The organism is Chryseobacterium sp. MEBOG06 (assembly GCF_021869765.1).
GTDB lineage: Bacteria > Bacteroidota > Bacteroidia > Flavobacteriales > Weeksellaceae > Chryseobacterium.
Genome location: NZ_CP084580.1, coordinates 3,117,122 through 3,135,596 on the forward strand (window position 1 = coordinate 3,117,122; position 18,475 = coordinate 3,135,596).

The following is an 18,475-nucleotide window of genomic DNA, read 5'->3' on the forward strand; positions in this document are numbered from 1 at the left end:
TTAGTTTGAACCTGTTCTTTGTTGTTTTGCAATGATTTCTTTCAGTTTTTCCTTTGCCCTTTTCAGTTTTACTCTGGCATTTACTTCCGTAATTCCCAGCTGAAGGGCAATTTCTCTTCCCGGAAAATCTTCCAAAAAGAAAAAAATCAGTGCTTTGTCTATAGGGCTCAACTGATGGATCGCTTCATACATCAACTTCATATTTCTATCATCTGTGTCATTATAGGGCTCTTGCGGACTGCTTAATCCATCAATATTCTGATTCCGGATAAAACTACGTTTTTTTTCACTTCGAAGGAAAACAATTGCAGTATTAAGCGCAGTTCTGTAGAGCCATGTTGAGAAGTCGCTTCTCCCTTGAAAATCACCATATGATTTCCATGCCTGATAGATGATCTCCTGATAGAGGTCATTCTGGTCGTCTTTATTATCCATATACATTTTAGATATCTTGAAAACAACACCTTTGTGCTTTTCTATTTTCTCTAAAAATTCTTTTTCCAGTGAAGACATACGTACAGACAAATCCTTGGGCAGCATCTACACAATGCCACCATATTATAACACAAAACTTTAATTTCCCGGCATTAAGTTAAAAAATCCTCAAAAAACAATGATGTTTTTTGAGGATTTTTATTTTATGTTAAATACAAACAGGTCTTATTGTTAAAAAATATAGTCTGTACTTAAAAAATTGGAATCATGTTCTCTCACGATGGTATTTAGCAGTTCTTTATTAGATTCTGTAAGTTTTGCTGCTACCAGAGATCTTATAGAAAAAGAACGTAGGGCATCAAAAACCGAAAGCGTTCCTTCAGCGCTGTCTTTTCTTCCTGTGAAAGGAAATACATCCGGACCACGCTGTGCCTGACAGTTGATATTCACACGGCTCACAAGATTTACGAAAGGATCAATAAGCCTGGCAACTTCCTGAGGATCTTCACTGAAAATACTCACCTGCATCCCATGAGAAGCATTTACCTGATATTCTATCGGCTCTTCTATATTCTCAAATGGCACTACAGGAATTACCGGACCAAACTGTTCTTCATGATACAGCTTCATGTCACTATTGACAGGATAAACTACAGCCGGGAAAACAAAAGATTCTTCGGTATAACCTCCGTCTTTATTTAAGACTGAAGCTCCTTTAAGCAAGGCATCATCAATACATTCTTTCAAATAAGGCGGTTTATTCACTTCCGGAAGCGGGGTTACCTTCACGTCTTTTTCCCATGGCAGTCCGGGTTTCATAGCAGAAACCGCTTCACTTAATTTCTTTGTAAACTCTGCAGCAATTTCTTTCTGAACGAATATCAGTTTCAATGCCGTACACCGCTGACCATTGAAAGAAAGCGCTCCCAGCATACATTCACTCACTGCTACATCCAGATTCGCATTTTTAGTTACAATAGCTGCATTTTTAGCATCTAAACTAAGGATTGCTCTCAGGCGGTTCACTTTCGGGTGTAGTTTTTTCAATCCGTTTGCTACTTTGCTTGATCCGATAAAGGCCAGCACATTCACTTTACCGCTTTCCATGATTGGAGTGATAATTTCCGAACCTTTTCCGTATAAAGTATTTACTGTTCCTTTCGGGAAGGCTTCTCTAAAGGCATTCAATAAAGGATAATGGGCCAATACACCGTGTTTTGGAAGTTTAAACAAAATAGTATTCCCCATAATTAAGGCAGGAATCAGTGTGGTGAAAATTTCGTTCAGGGGATAGTTGAATGGTCCCATACTTAAAACAACTCCCAGCGGTGCTCTTCTGATCTGTGCTATTGTACCTTCTGCCTGCTGAAAACGGGAAGATTCTCTGTCCAGGTCTTTCAGAGCGTCAATAGTCTGATTGATATAATCTACAGTACGGTCAAACTCTTTCGTAGAATCTGCCAATGTTTTTCCAATCTCCCACATCAGCAGTTTAATAACCAGATCGCGCTGCTGAATCATCAGATATACAAATTTCTGCATACACCTGATTCTTCCTTCCACAGACATTGTGGGCCACTCTCCAAGTCCGTTATCATAGGCTTTCACGCAAGCATCCAGCACTTCCATCGCTTCATCCGGGCCTATATTGGGTATACTTCCCAGCAGTTTTCTTTCCAATCCGTTTTCTGTAGGAATACAAACAGGTGAATAAATATTGGTAACCTCTCCGTGCCATTCTACCAGTTCACCATTCAAAAGATAGGTACTCTGATGAATGACCGGAACTTTATATTCTTCCGGAATTTCGTTTTCGCTTTTAAAAATATCGTGAAATGACGGTGTATTTACTGAATCCATAAATTTTATTTTTTGATAATTGAGTGTGATTTAAATTTTACAGAATAAAGGTAGATGTTAAAATTGATTTTAAAAAGAGACCACTGATAGATTTGCTCTATTTGACGGGTATTTGAATCAAAATTAATGTTGAAAGACCGAGATGACCAATCCTTGACACGAGGAAAAACTTAAAGAGATTTTTAATCTTTCCAAGGGGTTAACAAAAAAAAAGTCTAAAAAGCTTTGCTGATTATTTTAAACAAAGAATACTATTTCCCTTTTAGGAATTTTGTTTAAAAACTATATCCCGCCCCTACATTCAGATAAACAGGGCGCATCTTAAATGTAATGGTTTTAAAATCAGATTTGAACATATTATTTAAGCCCAGGCTAAGATCTCCAAAAACATTGAGATGTCTGGAAAACTGCCATGCACTTCCCACCTGAATTCCATAAGAAAAGCGTCGCAGGTCATTTGAAAAATCATAAGAAGCTGTTTTATCTCCTTCAAAAACCACTTTAGGACCGGTAGGACCTCCCTCCCGAAGGTAACCGTCAAATACATATCCGGAAAAGTTCTTATCCACCAGAAGAGACCAGAAAAGGCCTCCTGAGAAAGACCAGCGGTCATTTGTTTTGTAAGCAACCAGCGTCGGAATGGTGATATATGAATTGGCGACGTGGGTAGACACTCCGCCTGTCCAATTTCCCGCTACCCTCTCTCCTTCTCCTCCTATAATTTCCATTCCGTAATTTTTAACTCTGGAATCAGCTTTCATTCCCTTATTTTCCAGCCGGATTCCTGTGCGGAATCCCCAAGAATTTGGAGTTTGTTTCAGCCAGTAGGTTACATTTCCTTCGACACTGATGTTCAGCATCGGATTGAAGCTGCTGAGCTCTCTGATTTCAGCAGGGATCGGTATGGGAGTAAATCCACCGATATTAATTCCGGCCCGCACCTGATACACCATTTTTCCTGATTCTTTTTTATCAGGACCTAAGTCCTGGGAAAAGATTAATGAATTTCCTGCTCCAAGAAAAATTAAAAAAGAGATAAAAAGAAGATTGGAATTGTTTTTCATTTTAATGTGTTATTTCGATCTCATCTATTAAAAGTGTGCTTCCTTCTGCTCCTGCAAAGGTATCTCCATCAATACTTGAGGTAAACACCAGTGTCAGATTGTACTTTCCGTCTTTTAGCTTCTGAGGGTCGATCGTTTTATTATTGACAATATCAAAAGGAATATAGAATGAGGTCCATTCTGAAGTTTCAATCCGTTGTGCCGGGGTCACTTTGGCAATAGAGACAATATTGGGATGGGTAAATTTATTGGTTCCGTCAAGGTATTTCAGGTTTGAGTCTGTTTCAAAAAATACACCATAGATATCCCATGTATCCTTTTTATTGGGCTGCACCACTCCTCCTTGTTTATATACCGGTCCGGCCTTATATTTGAAAAACCCTTTTACTCCCTTAGGTACCAGATCTACAGGCACTCCCAGATGTAAGCTTTTTAAGGGATCTGATATAGAAGCGCTTAAATCAAATTCTCCCATAAAGAGGTTTCCCGCAGCCATAGGCTTACCCATTATCGCTCCCAAACTTCCGGTAGACTGAGTGGTCAGCTTTGCGGCCTGCCCAACTTTCCCTTCTGCCCAGCGTGCTGTAGGATATCCTTCCGGAGTGGAAGAGGCTCCGGTAAGAGCAAAACCCAGATTCCCACTGGCCCAGTCCATAATATTATGATTGTTCTGATCGGTTTCAAAAAACACATCAAATTTTCCGTTTTCAAGACGTACTTGTTCAAAGCTGAATTTGGAACCTATGGTTGAGATCACATAAGAAACCTCATATTTTTTTTGAGACTGATGGTCTTCTGAAGTTACTGTATAAGTTTGAGGTTTTGTAAAATTAAGCACTGTTCCGCTTGCAGGAAAAATAGCAGCACCCGGTGTAAGGGTGAAAACGGGAGCCTGCTGGGTAAGATCTGTGGAAGACTTCACCAGAATCTGGATACGGTCATTTTGGATAATAGGATCTTTTCGCAAGATATCCGGATCTACAGAGCAGGATAATATATCTGCTTCTGCATTGGGAAGTTCAGCCTGAATGCAGGATAAAAAAAGGAAACTGCTTAAAAACAGTAAGATATAGCTGATGTTCTTCATAGGTGATGGTATAAAAACAAGGCCAGGTTCTGAAAAGCCTGTTTTCAAGGTATGAATTTTTTTCCTGATACAGGTAAGAACCCACCTACTTTTTCTGGTATTCAGACTTTATTAAATGTAATTTAAGTCTGTTTAAACTCATCTGAATTTAACTACAAATCGAAGATTCAACGAAGTTAAAAGACACAAAAGTTTTTTTAACACTTTAGTTATTTTAAGTTTTAGGCTCCATGGATATAAAGTAGAAGGAAGTTTTGTGAAAATCTTTGATGTCTTTCTAAAGTGGACTTACTTATGCAAAAGTATATTAACGTCCTAAAGTGAAGTAAAGTGTTTGAAAATGACAGGTTATATAAATTTCATTGTAGCTAAAGAATTGGAAACCTATAAAATTTTAGACAGGCTCTTTAAATAAAATCAGTGTCGGCAAGTAAAAAAAGAATAATTTTACTGAAAAATAAAATTTCATGTTTTCAAAAGCAGTTTTCAGCACTTTATTATTTTGCTCAGCATTTATTTTCGCACAGAATACTAAAAAAGCCAATACCATTTTGATGAGAGGAACACCGGTACATACCTATTCTGCATTACCAGCAGTGGATAAGCCTGCCCCTAAATTCACGCTCACAGATGTTGATATGAAGGAGCAGACTTTAGATTCTTACAAAGGTAAATATGTAATCCTTAATATTTTCCCAAGTGTAGATACGGGGGTTTGTTCTGCTTCTGTACATCATTTCAATGAGAATGCAGGTAATCTTCCGAACACGGTAGTTCTATGTATTTCTAAAGATCTTCCTTTTGCTCAGAAAAGATTTTGTGGTGCGGAAGGAATCAAAAATGTGGTGATGCTTTCGGATTTCCGTTCAGATTTTGGATGGAACTACGGGGTAGAGCTGATAGATTCTCCTATGAAAGGTCTTTTAAGCAGAGCTGTTGTAGTTATTGATCCTTCAGGAAAGATTGTGTATGAAGAGCAGGTAGCTGATATTTCGCAGGAACCTAATTATGAAGCAGCAATTGCTGCTGTGAAATAGTAAAACTTTACAGCTTTTAATGTAATTAATTCTTTATATCGATAATATTATTATATCGATAATATTATTATATCGATAATTGCGGATGCGGATGTTTACTTAAACTTGTAAAACATAATATAGCAAACCCTCTTTTTAGAGGGTTTTTTATTTTTTATTTGGTTCTAAAATCTCTATTCCGAATCCTATTTATATTTTCATTTCTTCTTTCTAAACTTCTTTTCTTCGGAAGTAATCTCCACTACTCCATTTTTACCTTTCTTACCATATCGCAGGATTGCTTCTTCGGCAGACAGAATGTTAACTGTTTTTATATTTTCCGGTTTTAGCATTCTCAGTTCTTCCTGTGAAATCTGTTTATTATCTAAGATAATTAAAGGGTTCGCAGCCGGTTTTGAAGAAAACGCTCCTACCCTGATCGGCTGAGGTTTATATTCCGTATTCGTCAGAGCCACTTTACCAATGTATCCTGTAATTGCATCTGTAATCTTTATTTCCTGAGGCTTGGTTTCCTGTGCATTGGCTGTTGTTATAAAACCTCCGGCAGCTAATAGTCCCAATGCCATTGTACTGGCTATTGAAAAATTAAGATTTTTCCCCAGCTGATCCTCCCGAAACCGTCCGCACAGATCTTCATCAGAATTAAAACGACTGATCAGTTCTTCATCTGAAAAAGCAGTAAAATCATGCACTGTTCTTGAACATACAGAACAAAATCTACCCTTTTCTTCGGGGGACATGCCGTCCCAGTTTTCGTGACACGGCTTTGGTATCGTAATTTTCATAGTCTCTTTTTCTATAAAGATGCTCGAATAATGAAAAGGGTTGGAAACTTTTAAATTATTTTGTTTAAAGCACAAAAGTTTTGAACACTTAAGCCTTTTTTAAGTTTCAAGCTTTGTGAATATGAAGTACAATTAAGTTATTTTAAAAAAACCTTTGCATCTTTGCGATTCTCCAACAAGAAATAGGCAAATTGGAAGCATGCAAAGACGCAAGGATTCTATCTACTATAAAAACAAAAACTCAGCGCAATGCTGAGTTTTTTTTATGGATTTCTAAGATGGATTTTCCGGTTTGGGGGTTCCTGTAGAAGAATTCTTTGCCGCCTTTAACAGTTCATTACTATCTGTGTAAAAAAGCTCCCAACCCGGGACATCTTTCATTATGGTAAGCAGACTGATATAGGATTTAAGATTCTTTTCCAGATTTTTGCGGATAGCGGAAGCACTGGACATAAGGCGGAGGCCTGCGTTCGCTTCTGCCTGTTCTGCAAATACAGATTCAAATTCCTCATGTTTTGTTTTCATTTCTTCAAAAGCTTCATCCAGCGAAAGGATTTTCATCTTCTGTTTATTTTCCGGAAGTTCCAGTGTTTCGATCAGCTTTTTCATCTGGGCAGTTTGGGAAGAATAGCTCAGACGATCAAGGTCTAATCCGAAAGTTTTAAACACCTGATAAAGTTCTTCTGCCACGTTATAATTGGCCATTAAAGTGAGTTTTCGATAGCCATTCAAAAAGGCTTTTATATTGCTATAAGCGAGATCCCTTTCATGATCCAGGGCTGCCACATCTTTTCCTTTTCCACTGTATATATGTTTCACGTACACCTTATCATATTCAGCATAGGAAGCTTCCAAAGTGGCAATAAGAGGATGATTAGTAATTACAGGATATTTTCCTGAATGGAAATTGGAAATAATTCTCTGAGCCAAAGTCGCAAGATCTTTAGTACTCAGTTTGGTGAGTGCAATGTTCATCGATTTATGTTTTTAATTAATTACTTAGAAATCAAATATATAAAAAAATCGTGAAGTGACAAACACCCTTAAAACAAATCTCCGGAGGGCTCGGGAGGTCTCCCACAACTTGCAGGAGACTTCCGGAGCGCTCCGGAAGTCACAAACACTATTGTTTTAAACCAACGGAGCGCTCGGGAGGTTTGTTTTACTAGTGAATGTGAGTTCCGGAGAGGTTGTGGAGGTTGCAAACAGGGTTGTTTTGAGATTGGAAATTTTTTTTGATTACATACGGTAAACCGTAATTGAAACTAAGTGAAATTCTACAAATTTGATAATTAATTAAAAAAGATACAACCATGAGTGATTTAGATAATTCTTTAATAAAAAGAAAGATTGAAAGCCAAAAATGTTCTAAACATAATGAGAAACCACAATTTATAAAAACCCAGAAAGAGTTTGAAATTAAAGCATGCTGTGAAGATTTCAGAACTATTTTATTTAAGAAATCCAAAAGCATTATTGCAGAAGAAACCAAAAAAATGATGAAAAATATTTAAAAAAATAATACCATTATGAAACCAATTTTTGTAGATATACATATTCATACTTCTGATGATCCAGATAATCTAAATTCAAATTACCCAGTTGAAACTTTAATAAGTAAAATTAAAGAATTTACTAATGATTCGGATTTTCTAATTTCTTTAACCGATCATAACACTATTAATGAGAACGCCTATTTGAAGGCTGTACAATTAGGAGTAAACATCATTTTAGGTGTTGAACTGCATATAAAAAATTATGAAGACTGTCCTGCTTATCATTGCCATATCTATTTTGATGTTAATGAAATAACGCAAAATACACTTGTTGATATTAATGCAAAATTAAATAAACTTTACCCTAAGAAGGTTGTCGAAAAATTGGATCCCACTATACCAACAATTCAACAAGTAATAAATGAGTTCGACAATTACGAATTTATTTTATTACCTCACGGAGGACAATCACATGCAACATTTGACACATCTATTCCAGAAGGGGTTAAATTTGATACAACTTTGGAAAAAAGCATTTACTACAATCAGTTTGATGGTTTTACTGCGAGAGGTAATCGAGGTTTAGAAAGAACACAAGAATACTTTATAAAACTTGGAATCAATGAATTCGTAAATTTAATAACCTGTAGTGATAATTATAATCCGACAGTATATCCCAATGGAAAAGATCAAAATCCCTATATACCAACTTGGATGCTGGCCTTGCCCACTTTTAATGGGTTACGATTATCATTATCCGAGTCCTCAAGATTAATTTATTCCGAAACTAAACCCGAATTTTGGTCAGAAAACATTGAAAGTATTTCGCTTAATAAGGCAAATATTGAAATTGATGTAAAATTTAAATCTGGTTTAAATGTTGTTATTGGTAGCTCATCAAGTGGTAAATCCTTACTTGTAGATTCAATATATAAAAATATAACTACAACAACAGCTGAATCTATATATTTAAGTCAATATGAAATAGATAAAGTAGTCATTAAAAACCCCTCCGGTATGACCCCTCATTTTTTATCTCAAAATTATATAATGAGCGTAGTAAATAATGTATCAGAAAATAAAATTGATGATATTGATATTATTAAAAATGTTTTTCCGGGTGATGACGAAGTAAAAGAGCAAATTACTAGAGGATTAGCAGAATTTAAAAAAGATGTCATTGCTTTAATAAAACAAGTACGGATAATTGATAAAGAAATTCAAAATTTTAACAACATACCAGTTATTTCAAGACTTATAATTAATGATAATTTACAATCAAATCCTTTTAAGAGTCTACAACCAAGTGATTTAGAAAAATCAAGATTAGAATTTTCTAAATCAAAATATGATAATTATAATTTAAGTTTGGATGAGGTAGAAGAATTCTTAAGCAGATATCCTTTTGTCAAGCATAATTTAGATCTTATAAAAGAGTTGAAATCAGAATTAGAATTGGCTTATAATAATTTTTTTAACGAAAGTTCAACAAGAAAAATTGTCGATAGTTACAAAAAAGAATTTGATGATTTGTTAAGAGAAAATAATTCTGAAGATCAAAGTAAAAAACTACATTTTGAAAAATTAATTGAAACATTAAAGATATATGTAAAAGCTTATAAAAGATTTAATGAAATACTATCTAAAATTTCCAGTTACAATCTAAATTTTGGATCTGAAGTTATTGAATCCATGGGGCATAAACTTTATATTGAAAATGATTTTAAACTTGACAAAGAAAAGTTTATTGAGATTGTAAATTACTATCTAAAAATCAAAATTGATAGATTCGAAAATATCACACCTAATTTATTATTTGAAACTAACCATAAAGGAAAAAACCCCAAGGTCCACGGATATGATGATTTCGAAAAGAAAATATATACCGATTTTGAAAATTTAAATAGAAAAAACTATAAAATTATAACACAAGAAGGTAAAGATTTTGATTCTTTAAGTCCAGGATGGAAAACATCTGTGATTTTAGATTTGATATTGGGTTATGAAGAAGATATTTCTCCTATAATAATTGATCAACCAGAAGATAATTTAGCAACTAATTATATTAATAAAGGACTTGTTAATGCAATTAAGAAAATTAAAGCAAAAAAGCAAGTTATTCTGGTTTCGCACAATGCAACTATTCCGATGCTTGCCGATGCTCAAAATATAATTCTATGTAGAAATATTGATAATAAAATTGTTATTACATCATGTGAGCTTGAAGGTAAAATCGGAGATAAATATGTTGTTGATTATATTGCTGAAATTACTGATGGTGGAAAATCCTCTATAAAGAAACGAGTAAAAAAGTATAATTTAAAAAAATATAATGAATCATGAAACTAGTATTTACAAAAGAGAGTAATAACGATATTAAAGTACAAATTCAAACAGGTACAGTCCTTACAGATTTTAGCTATATAGAAATGGTAAAACAATTGATAGAAAATAAAAAAATTGATGATGTTTATTCTGATAGTTTCGAAGAGGATGAAAAAGCCAAAATAATAAAGATGCTAGATGAGATTAGTAAAATTTTCACTGAAGAAGAAGGCTCTAATTCTAACTCAGAAAATGAGATTAATTAACTATAATCTTGTAAGCTATGATGTAAATAAAGATAAATTCTTTAAGAATAAAAACCTGCCTCACAGCCAGTTATGGTCGGAAGAAATTCCGGCCATATTTTTTGTGTTTATGTTTTGAATACTTTAGCAGGATCACCACCTGCAAAAAGGATTAGAATGGCAGTAATCATATCGCGAAGTTCCATAGTAATGCGTCTCTTTGCCGTTTTGTATCCTAAGTCGTTTGCTTTTTTGTAGATCAATAACAACATAGAAGCGATCATCGTCATATAGACCATCACTTCAATTCCGTTTTTATTAAGTGAAACAAGATGACTTAAATTGAGCTCTTGTTTCATAAACCTGAAGAACACCTCAATATCCCATCTTTTACTGTAATAATCCGATATTTCTTTGGCAGAAAGTTCAAATTCGTTGGTGATAAACCAGAACTCTTTGTCTGTCTTTTCGTTTTTTATGACCATCAGTCTAAAATGTGTTTCCACTTTTTCTTCCCGATGATGGATGTTTCCACGTTTGTTTTGGATGGGTTTTCCCGTGTAAAGTTTTACCTTACTGTCTTTAATAGCTTTCCAGCTATCCCATTCTACAGTACTTTCCGGTTTAAGAAAAGATTCGATCTCTTCAAATTTTCTGTTTTCTTTAGAGCGAACAATAAATTTTATATCTTTTTCTTCAAATTCTTTTATGGTTCTGGTGGATTGTAAGCCCCTGTCTATGATATAAATATTATCGTGGTGTTCTTCTTTTTTTACCTGCTTCAAAATAGCCTCAGCAAGAGCATTGTCTTCTGCCGAATACTTTTGCCCCGTAAAAATCTCTACTGCCGATGGTAGAACTCCATCAAAGGAAAAACTGAATTTCACCAATTTTTTACCGCTTTTCTGATCGATGCCTTCCTTAAGCTTATTGCAGGTATCGGCAACAATAGTACTGTCAACCCGGATTAAGTTATATTTTTCGATTTCGGTCCTGGGATAAAGTTCCGAAAATTTTCCGTACATCTGTTCATAAATTTCTTTGAAATAATTAGAATCGATTTTTGAAAGCCGCTCTGAAATCGAACTCCTGCGGACTTTTTCCTCTTCTCCCAAGCCAAATAATGCCTTAAATCCGCTGCTGTTAAAAGTATCTTCCAAAGTTCTCTGACTTAATTTTTCGTTATCGAAAATACAGAACAAAAGCAAGTAGAACATTTTTTTGCCATGCAGAACCTTACTGTAATAATCTACTTTAGTAGTAGCAGAAAGATGGCTTAAAAGGGCTTCGGGAATAAATTCTAAAACATTTTTAAGTGATATCTTGTGATCTTTAAAAACTGACATAAACAATTGATTATCAGTAGCAAAGATACAAAAAAACAAGCAATAAAACAAATTAATTAACTGATAATCAGTTAATTAAAACAATAATATTGAATGCCTAAAAACAAAAAGTCGGAAGAAAAATCTTCCGACCATCACTAGCCTCACAGCAGGTTTTTTATTGTTAAAAATATCATTATCCCTACGCCTTTGCAAGATGAAAATATCTTGGATCGGGATATTGAAATTCAAAATTTAACTCTGAAATTAGTTTTGCAGGAGATATGGTTCTTCCCTCATTGGTACGATCCCCTTCATAGGGTAAATCTTTCTGAGCATTGATAATCTCTTCTTTATTCGGATGCACAGGCGCTACTACATTATATACTTTGGATTGGGATTTATTCTCCAGCATTTTTTCAACTACTGCGCAAATATCCGCATAGTGAATATGGTTAACCAGGAGATCAAGATTGGAGATATTATAATTCTTTAAAAGTCTCTGATCGCCCATTAAGCCTGCCAATCTTAAAATATTAACCTGAGGAAACCTGTTTTTTATAATATGCTCACTGGGAACATCATCGGGAGAACGGTCATCTTCTGTAAATTCTTTGTCTATGTTAGGATACACCCCCGTAGAACTCATCATGAATACCTGTCCTTTATAATCGCCCAGAAATGTCAGCAGATTCTTAGCCCTGTCATACATGGGGATTTCACTTCCTCTAACTCCTGAAAAAGGAACCGTAATAATTACTGCATCCAACTGGGATGCTACTTTCCATACCGTCATTGTCTCGGAAATATCTTCGTCCGGAAAATCAACCAGCGTAGTATAATATCCCTTGGTTGATAAGTCTTTTACTTTAGAGTCGGTAGTGGTGGTTACGAAAATTTCATAGTGACCTGAGAGTTTTTCCGCAATATGACCGCCCAGCCAGCCACAACCTATAATTCCAATTTTTTTCATTCATAAATTTATCAATTTATTTGCTAAAACAAACTATAACCTAAGAATCTATTAGCACCTCTCCGTCTTTTAAAATAAAATATGCCTGTCCTATCTTCTCTGAAGTTTCCTTCAGGTCCTTATCATCAAATAACTGGGGCACATAGAACTTCTCATGAGCAAACAACCCATAGTGAATAGGAACCAGTTTTCCGGCATGTAATAAATGAGCGGCGGCAAAAGCTTCCTTCAGATTAAGAGAAGCCGGAACAGGGCTATATTCCAAACCAATGACCTCAAAGTTTACCACCACTCCGTTCACAGGTAAAAAAGCGTAATCAATATGCTGGTTTTCTTTTCCGATCTTCCAGAACTGATTGTGCCAGATGGTATCTCCTCCATGAAATATTTTGGTTTCCTGATCTTCCACAATCCATGAACTCTGGATCTCTCCTACTCCGTCCATTGCATACACAGGTTTGAATGTAATGTTGTTTTCGGTGAAAGTTTCATTAAGATTCAGAACAATCATTTCTACATTCTCTGCATATTTTCGCACGAAGTGTTCCAGCCCTGAGTACACGATCAGTTTTCCGTCTTTTTTCAGACATTTTTCAATGATGCTTTTGTCAAAGTGATCCAGATGCATATGGGTGAAAAGAATGTAATCTGCCTGTACCTCATCAGAAAATACGATTAGTTTTTCCAAAGCATCTCCTAAAACGGGTTTGTAATAGGAAAAGTCTTCTACAGCGTCTATCAGAATGGTTTTGTTTTGGGACGTAAGTTTGATACCTGCCCAGTTTAATTTTTGAATTTCCATATTTTCTTTTTTTAACAAAGGAAGAAACTTATGGAAGGCCAGTCAATAAACAAAAGATAATTAATGAGGGGTATAGGGTGATGGATATTAGATTTTAGATATCAGATCTTCTGTAGGGATAGTATATAAAAGACTGTACTATCAAGTCTTTATTCCGGGATTTTCAAATTGAAATTAAGAAATTCTCTTTCTTATTCTGCTTAGGGAAATCGGCGTTATTCCAATATAGGAAGCGAGATATTTTAGAGGAATATTCTGGATGTAATGGGGCCTGTTCTTCAAAAGGTATTCATAGAGATTCTGCGGGCTGTTTTTCAGCAACAGCATTTCTCTCTTCATGGCAGCATTTAGTTTCCTGCTCAGATAGTAATTCTGTACGAAACGGCATTCAGGATTGACGGCAAACATTTCTTTGACCTCATCCATGGTAATTTCCCATGCCAGCCCCTTATTAATAGACTCATAGATTCCCTCGGATCCATCCCCACCAACGGTGAAGATATCACCCGGAAAGTAAAATTCTGCACAGATCTGGGTGTCTGTATCTGAGGTATTATGAAGGTAATATTTACGGACAAGCCCATCTTCAAGAAGATAGGCTTTATGATCCGTAAATATATTTTTCTTTGAAAATTCAACTTTGATCAATTTTTCCCAGACAGGATCACTATCCTCTACATTCAGGTGTGAAAACAGTTTTTTATTAATCATTATCAATGCTGAATAGTTATCAGTTACAGTAAATTTTCATCTACAAAGTTAGGAAGGGTCACTTTCAGATTAGGTTCTGCTTCCATGGCTCTTTTAATAGCGAAAACAGCGCCTTCATTTCTGGCCCAGCTTCTTCTTGAGATTCCGTTATTAACGTCCCAGAAAAGCATAGACTTTAATCTTCTGTCAGCATCTTCAGTACCATCCAGCAGCATTCCGAAACCACCGTTGATCACTTCTCCCCAGCCTACTCCGCCTCCATTGTGAATGGAAACCCATGTAGCACCACGGAAACTGTCACCAATGACATTGTGAATGGCCATATCTGCTGTAAATCTTGATCCGTCATAGATATTGGAGGTTTCTCTGTAAGGAGAATCTGTTCCGGAAACATCATGATGGTCTCTACCCAATACTACGGGTCCGATTTCACCGTTTTTAATGGCATTGTTGAAAGCTTCGGCAATTTTCATTCTACCTTCAGCATCCGCGTAGAGAATTCTTGCCTGTGAACCAACAACCAGTTTATTTTCCTGTGCTCCTTTGATCCACTGAATATTGTCTTTCATCTGCTGCTGAATCTCTTCAGGAGAGTTTTTCACCATTTCTTCCAATACTGCGCAGGCAATATTGTCGGTTTTCTGTAAATCTTCCGGGTTTCCGCTGGAACATACCCAACGGAACGGCCCGAAGCCGTAATCAAAGCACATAGGCCCCATAATATCCTGAACGTAGCTAGGATACTTGAATTCTCTTCCCAATGTAGGATTTTCTGCCATTACATCTGCTCCCGCTCTGGATGCTTCCAGTAAAAAGGCATTTCCGTAATCGAAGAAATAAGTTCCTTTCTCTGTATGTTTATTGATGGCTGCAGCGTGTCTTCTTAAAGTTTCCTGAACTTTTTCTTTGAATAATTCAGGATTTTCAGCCATCATGATATTGGATTCTTCAAAACTCTGTCCGGCCGGATAGTATCCACCCGCCCATGGATTATGAAGTGAAGTCTGATCTGAACCGATATCAATTCTTAAATCGTCCTGATCAAATTTCTCCCAAACTTCTACTATATTTCCAAGGTAAGCCAGAGAAACGGTTTCTTTGTTTTCCTGAGCTTCTCTCACTCTTTTTACCAATGCGTCAAGGTCTTCATAGATCTCATTCACCCATTTCTGATCATGACGTATTTTTGTGATTTTCGGATTCACTTCCGCACATACGGTAACGCATCCTGCAATATTTCCTGCTTTTGGCTGAGCACCGCTCATTCCTCCTAATCCTGAGGTTACAAATAATCCTCCTTTCGGTTCTTTCTTAATTTTTCTGAAAGCATTTAAAACTGTAATCGTTGTGCCGTGTACAATTCCCTGCGGGCCAATATACATATAACTTCCTGCAGTCATCTGCCCATACTGGGTAACTCCTAATGCATTGAATTTCTCCCAGTCATCCGGTTTTGAATAATTCGGGATCATCATTCCATTGGTTACCACTACTCTTGGAGCCTCTTTATGAGATGGAAACAATCCCATCGGATGTCCTGAATACATGACCAGGGTCTGTTCATTGGTCATTTCAGACAGATACTTCATCGTCAGCAGGTACTGCGCCCAGTTAGAAAACACAGCTCCGTTTCCTCCGTACGTAATCAGTTCGTGAGGGTGCTGTGCCACTGCATAATCCAGGTTATTCTGAATCATCAGCATAATTGCTTTTGCCTGCTCAGATTTCCCGGGATAGTCTGTGATAGGTCTTGCCTTCATTTCATAATCCGGACGGAAACGATACATATAGATTCTTCCATAGTCCTCTAATTCCTGCTTAAATTCAGGAATCAGTTCTGCATGAAACTGAGGTTCGAAATAACGTAAAGCATTCTTCAATGCCAGTTTTTTCTCTTCTTCTCCTAAAATTTCTTTACGCTTCGGAGCATGGTTGATATTGGTCTCGTATGGTTTAGGCTGTGGCAGCTGGCCGGGTATCCCCTGTTGTATCTGTTCTTGAAATGTCATATTGCTATTGAAAGTTCTATGTTTAAACAATGTTTGAAGTTTTAAAGATATTCAAATTATAAAATATCTGCAACAAAACGGGAGAAAAGCTGGAGAAGCGAAAAAGTTCAGGACTTTAAAGGCAAACAAACAGTCTTTATCGGATTTAATTGGCGACATCATTATTCTCGATCTTGCGTCTTGTACTTTTGATTTCTTCTTTTAATTTTCCGAATTTATAAGTAACATTTACTCCGAATGATCTGTAATAGTCTTTCATATAGCTGTTCTGATAGAAATTGGCACCTGCAGTTTCTGTTATTATAGTCCTGAATTTACTAAAAGGATTATTGATATAGCCCGAAATAGAAAATTGATTATTCAACAGGCTTTTACTGACTCTGAAAGATGTTCCTGTAAACGCATTGGTGTTATTTTGTAATCCTGCCGGCATTTTGCTGTTAATTTCCAGATTAGAATTGACTGACCAGCTGTTCTCAAGCTGATAGTTGGCTGACAGGTAGATATAATAGGTGAAAAGATTATTCTTTACTTCAATACCCTCTGCTTTTCCAGTGATCAGGAAAACGGCAGAATTTCCGTTAATTCCTAAGGTCAGTTTCTTTGTCACCGGATAATTCAGATTATAATCCAGTCCGAATCTGCTTACTTTGCTTGAATTTTCATAGGTTGTTTTGGTAATATGGGTTGCGGGGTCATAAGTTGAAACCTTCAGGTCAATTTTGTTGGAAAAAGAATAGCCAAGCCCAATATTGAAATTCACTTTACTATTGTATGAATAATTCGTCATTATATCATTGTTGATAACAGCCTTCAAATAAGGATTCCCGCTGATTTCAAAGTAAGGATTTGCAGTATTCACGAAAGGATTCAGCCGATTGATGCCCGGTCTCTTTATCCGCTGCGAAAACCCGAAATTAATACTGTGATGTTCTTTCCAGTTTTTATTAATGGAAACATTCGGAATGAGGTTAAAATAATCCTGATTCACAGCGGTGTTGGTTGAAGTAAAATCAGCTTTATTGGTGGTATTCTCCAATCGTAACCCTGTCTGAAAATTCCAGCCAAGCAAAGTATATCTTGCTGAAAGATAAGCTCCGTAGATATTCTGGTGATTCAGATATTCATCGGAGTTATTCAAATTTTCCGGTACTGAAGCGTATTCACTTCTATTTTTTCGGAAAATCGCTTTAAGCCCTGTTTCTAAAAAGATTTTATTAATATTTTTCACAAAATCAATCTGAAAAGTCTGTTCATTGTTTTCATTCTGATTGTTCTGGGTAGTTTGATTCTGAGTATTAACCTTATCATTAAAAATAGCTGAAGAGCTTTCAAAATGATTATTGTTATCACTCAGTCTGTAAGAAAATGTAAGCAGCTGGCTTTTATTCTTTTTGAATCCCATCTGATAATTGGCAGAAACTTCGAATCCTCTGTCATTATTTTTTGAATGGATGTCTGAAAAGCTTTTCTCCCAAGGTATATCCTGTCCGTAGAAATAAGAATCCAATTGATTTTCAGTTCTGCTCCCTGAAACATTTCCTGCAAGCTGTATGCTCAGCAATTTTAAACTGTCAATTTCATAGCTGACAATGGTGCCCAAATATCCTCCTTTTCCTTTTTCTTTTATCTTTCCATTTTGCAGAAGATTGTCTGAACTGGTCTGCTGTTTATTCTGATTTTCTGTTTCCGGACTGTTTCTCAGAAATGCTCCACCGTAAGCAGAAATTCCAATTTTATTCTGCTTCAGATTCAGGGAAAAACCAAGATTCTGTTCCTGCTTTGGAAATCTGGCTCCGATATTTACAGAGGCATTATAGCCATCTCTCATCTTTTTAGTGGTAATAATATTAATGATACCGGCAACTCCCTCTGCTTCATATTTTGAGGATGGATTGGTAATAATTTCTATGCTTTGTATTGTATTCGCAGGGATGTTTCTGAGAATGTCTTTTGCATTGTTATTAAGAAGCTGCGTTTCTTTCCCGTTCATCAGTATTTTAAAATTTCCTGTTCCTTTAAAAAGTATATTTTCATTGCTGTCAACGGACAGATAGGGCATTTTCTTCATCATTTCAAGGAGATTTTTAGAATTGCTCTCAGGATCAGACTGGATGTTATAGACCAATCCATCGATCTTGGATTTTATAAGTCCTTTTTTCCAATTGATGGTAACTTCCTTAATGTTTGTTTCCTGTTGTGAAGAAACCGAATCTTTCTGTACTTCCTGCGCTTTTAAATGACCAAGGAAGAAAAGGAAAACGAATACTGAAATGATATATTTTCTCATAATTATTGTTTTTAAAAAAAGACATAAGAAT

16 protein-coding genes are annotated in these 18,475 nt (G+C 35.9%); 4 read left to right on the top strand and 12 right to left on the bottom strand.

The window, feature by feature from the left end:
• From LF887_RS14310 to LF887_RS14325, 4 genes are all read right to left on the bottom strand, one after another.
• Window positions 1-513, bottom strand: coding sequence for an RNA polymerase sigma factor (locus tag LF887_RS14310; RefSeq protein ID WP_236859508.1), 513 nt, complete (start codon window positions 511-513; stop codon window positions 1-3).
• 153 nt (window positions 514-666) lie between these two features.
• Entirely contained in the window at window positions 667-2,295 is a 1,629-nt protein-coding gene (locus tag LF887_RS14315) for an NADP-dependent glyceraldehyde-3-phosphate dehydrogenase (RefSeq protein ID WP_236854925.1), read from the bottom strand.
• Window positions 2,296-2,570: 275 nt separating this feature from the next.
• The gene (locus LF887_RS14320) at window positions 2,571-3,359 is read right to left on the bottom strand and encodes a porin family protein (RefSeq protein WP_236854926.1); all 789 of its coding nucleotides are present in this window, start codon (window positions 3,357-3,359) and stop codon (window positions 2,571-2,573) included.
• 1 nt (window position 3,360) lies between these two features.
• Window positions 3,361-4,494: a PCMD domain-containing protein gene (locus tag LF887_RS14325; RefSeq protein WP_236854927.1), complete on the bottom strand. Its 1,134-nt coding sequence runs from the start codon at window positions 4,492-4,494 to the stop codon at window positions 3,361-3,363.
• Window positions 4,495-4,913: 419 nt separating this feature from the next.
• Here LF887_RS14325 and tpx point away from each other — a divergent pair, with 419 nt between their 5' ends.
• Entirely contained in the window at window positions 4,914-5,483 is a 570-nt protein-coding gene (tpx, locus tag LF887_RS14330) for a thiol peroxidase (RefSeq protein ID WP_236854928.1), read from the top strand.
• Between the two features lie 197 nt (window positions 5,484-5,680).
• On the opposite strand, the gene LF887_RS14335 is transcribed toward tpx, so the two are convergent.
• Both LF887_RS14335 and LF887_RS14340 read right to left on the bottom strand, forming a co-directional pair.
• Complete coding sequence (locus LF887_RS14335; RefSeq protein ID WP_236854929.1) at window positions 5,681-6,268, bottom strand: hypothetical protein; 588 nt, start codon at window positions 6,266-6,268, stop codon at window positions 5,681-5,683.
• 273 nt (window positions 6,269-6,541) lie between these two features.
• The gene (locus LF887_RS14340; RefSeq protein WP_236854930.1) at window positions 6,542-7,243 is read right to left on the bottom strand and encodes a DUF6261 family protein; all 702 of its coding nucleotides are present in this window, start codon (window positions 7,241-7,243) and stop codon (window positions 6,542-6,544) included.
• A gap of 338 nt (window positions 7,244-7,581) precedes the next feature.
• Between LF887_RS14340 and LF887_RS14345 the strand changes: the two genes are divergently transcribed.
• Genes LF887_RS14345 through LF887_RS14355 form a run of 3 tightly spaced genes read left to right on the top strand, consistent with a single transcriptional unit; the run spans window position 7,582 to window position 10,355 of the window.
• A complete protein-coding gene (locus LF887_RS14345; RefSeq protein WP_236854931.1) occupies window positions 7,582-7,782 on the top strand; it encodes a hypothetical protein in 201 nt (66 codons plus the stop codon).
• 15 nt (window positions 7,783-7,797) lie between these two features.
• Complete coding sequence (locus tag LF887_RS14350; protein WP_236854932.1) at window positions 7,798-10,107, top strand: ATPase; 2,310 nt, start codon at window positions 7,798-7,800, stop codon at window positions 10,105-10,107.
• The gene (locus LF887_RS14355) at window positions 10,104-10,355 is read left to right on the top strand and encodes a hypothetical protein (RefSeq protein ID WP_236854933.1); all 252 of its coding nucleotides are present in this window, start codon (window positions 10,104-10,106) and stop codon (window positions 10,353-10,355) included. The genes LF887_RS14350 and LF887_RS14355 overlap by 4 nt, the downstream gene beginning before the upstream one ends.
• Before the next feature lie 107 nt (window positions 10,356-10,462).
• On the opposite strand, the gene LF887_RS14360 is transcribed toward LF887_RS14355, so the two are convergent.
• The 6 genes from LF887_RS14360 to LF887_RS14385 all read right to left on the bottom strand — a co-directional run bounded on the left by LF887_RS14360 (window position 10,463) and on the right by LF887_RS14385 (window position 18,444).
• The gene (locus tag LF887_RS14360) at window positions 10,463-11,680 is read right to left on the bottom strand and encodes an IS4 family transposase (protein WP_236854934.1); all 1,218 of its coding nucleotides are present in this window, start codon (window positions 11,678-11,680) and stop codon (window positions 10,463-10,465) included.
• A 181-nt stretch (window positions 11,681-11,861) separates the two neighbouring features.
• Window positions 11,862-12,632 carry a hypothetical protein gene (locus tag LF887_RS14365; RefSeq protein WP_236854935.1) on the bottom strand — a complete coding sequence of 257 codons (771 nt, stop codon included), beginning with the start codon at window positions 12,630-12,632 and terminating at the stop codon, window positions 11,862-11,864.
• A 40-nt stretch (window positions 12,633-12,672) separates the two neighbouring features.
• Window positions 12,673-13,434, bottom strand: coding sequence for an MBL fold metallo-hydrolase (locus LF887_RS14370; protein WP_236854936.1), 762 nt, complete (start codon window positions 13,432-13,434; stop codon window positions 12,673-12,675).
• Window positions 13,435-13,608: 174 nt separating this feature from the next.
• Window positions 13,609-14,145: a Crp/Fnr family transcriptional regulator gene (locus tag LF887_RS14375; RefSeq protein WP_236854937.1), complete on the bottom strand. Its 537-nt coding sequence runs from the start codon at window positions 14,143-14,145 to the stop codon at window positions 13,609-13,611.
• Window positions 14,146-14,168: 23 nt separating this feature from the next.
• Entirely contained in the window at window positions 14,169-16,154 is a 1,986-nt protein-coding gene (locus LF887_RS14380) for a urocanate hydratase (RefSeq protein WP_236854938.1), read from the bottom strand.
• Window positions 16,155-16,299: 145 nt separating this feature from the next.
• Entirely contained in the window at window positions 16,300-18,444 is a 2,145-nt protein-coding gene (locus LF887_RS14385; protein WP_236854939.1) for an outer membrane beta-barrel family protein, read from the bottom strand.
• Window positions 18,445-18,475 lie beyond the last annotated feature (31 nt).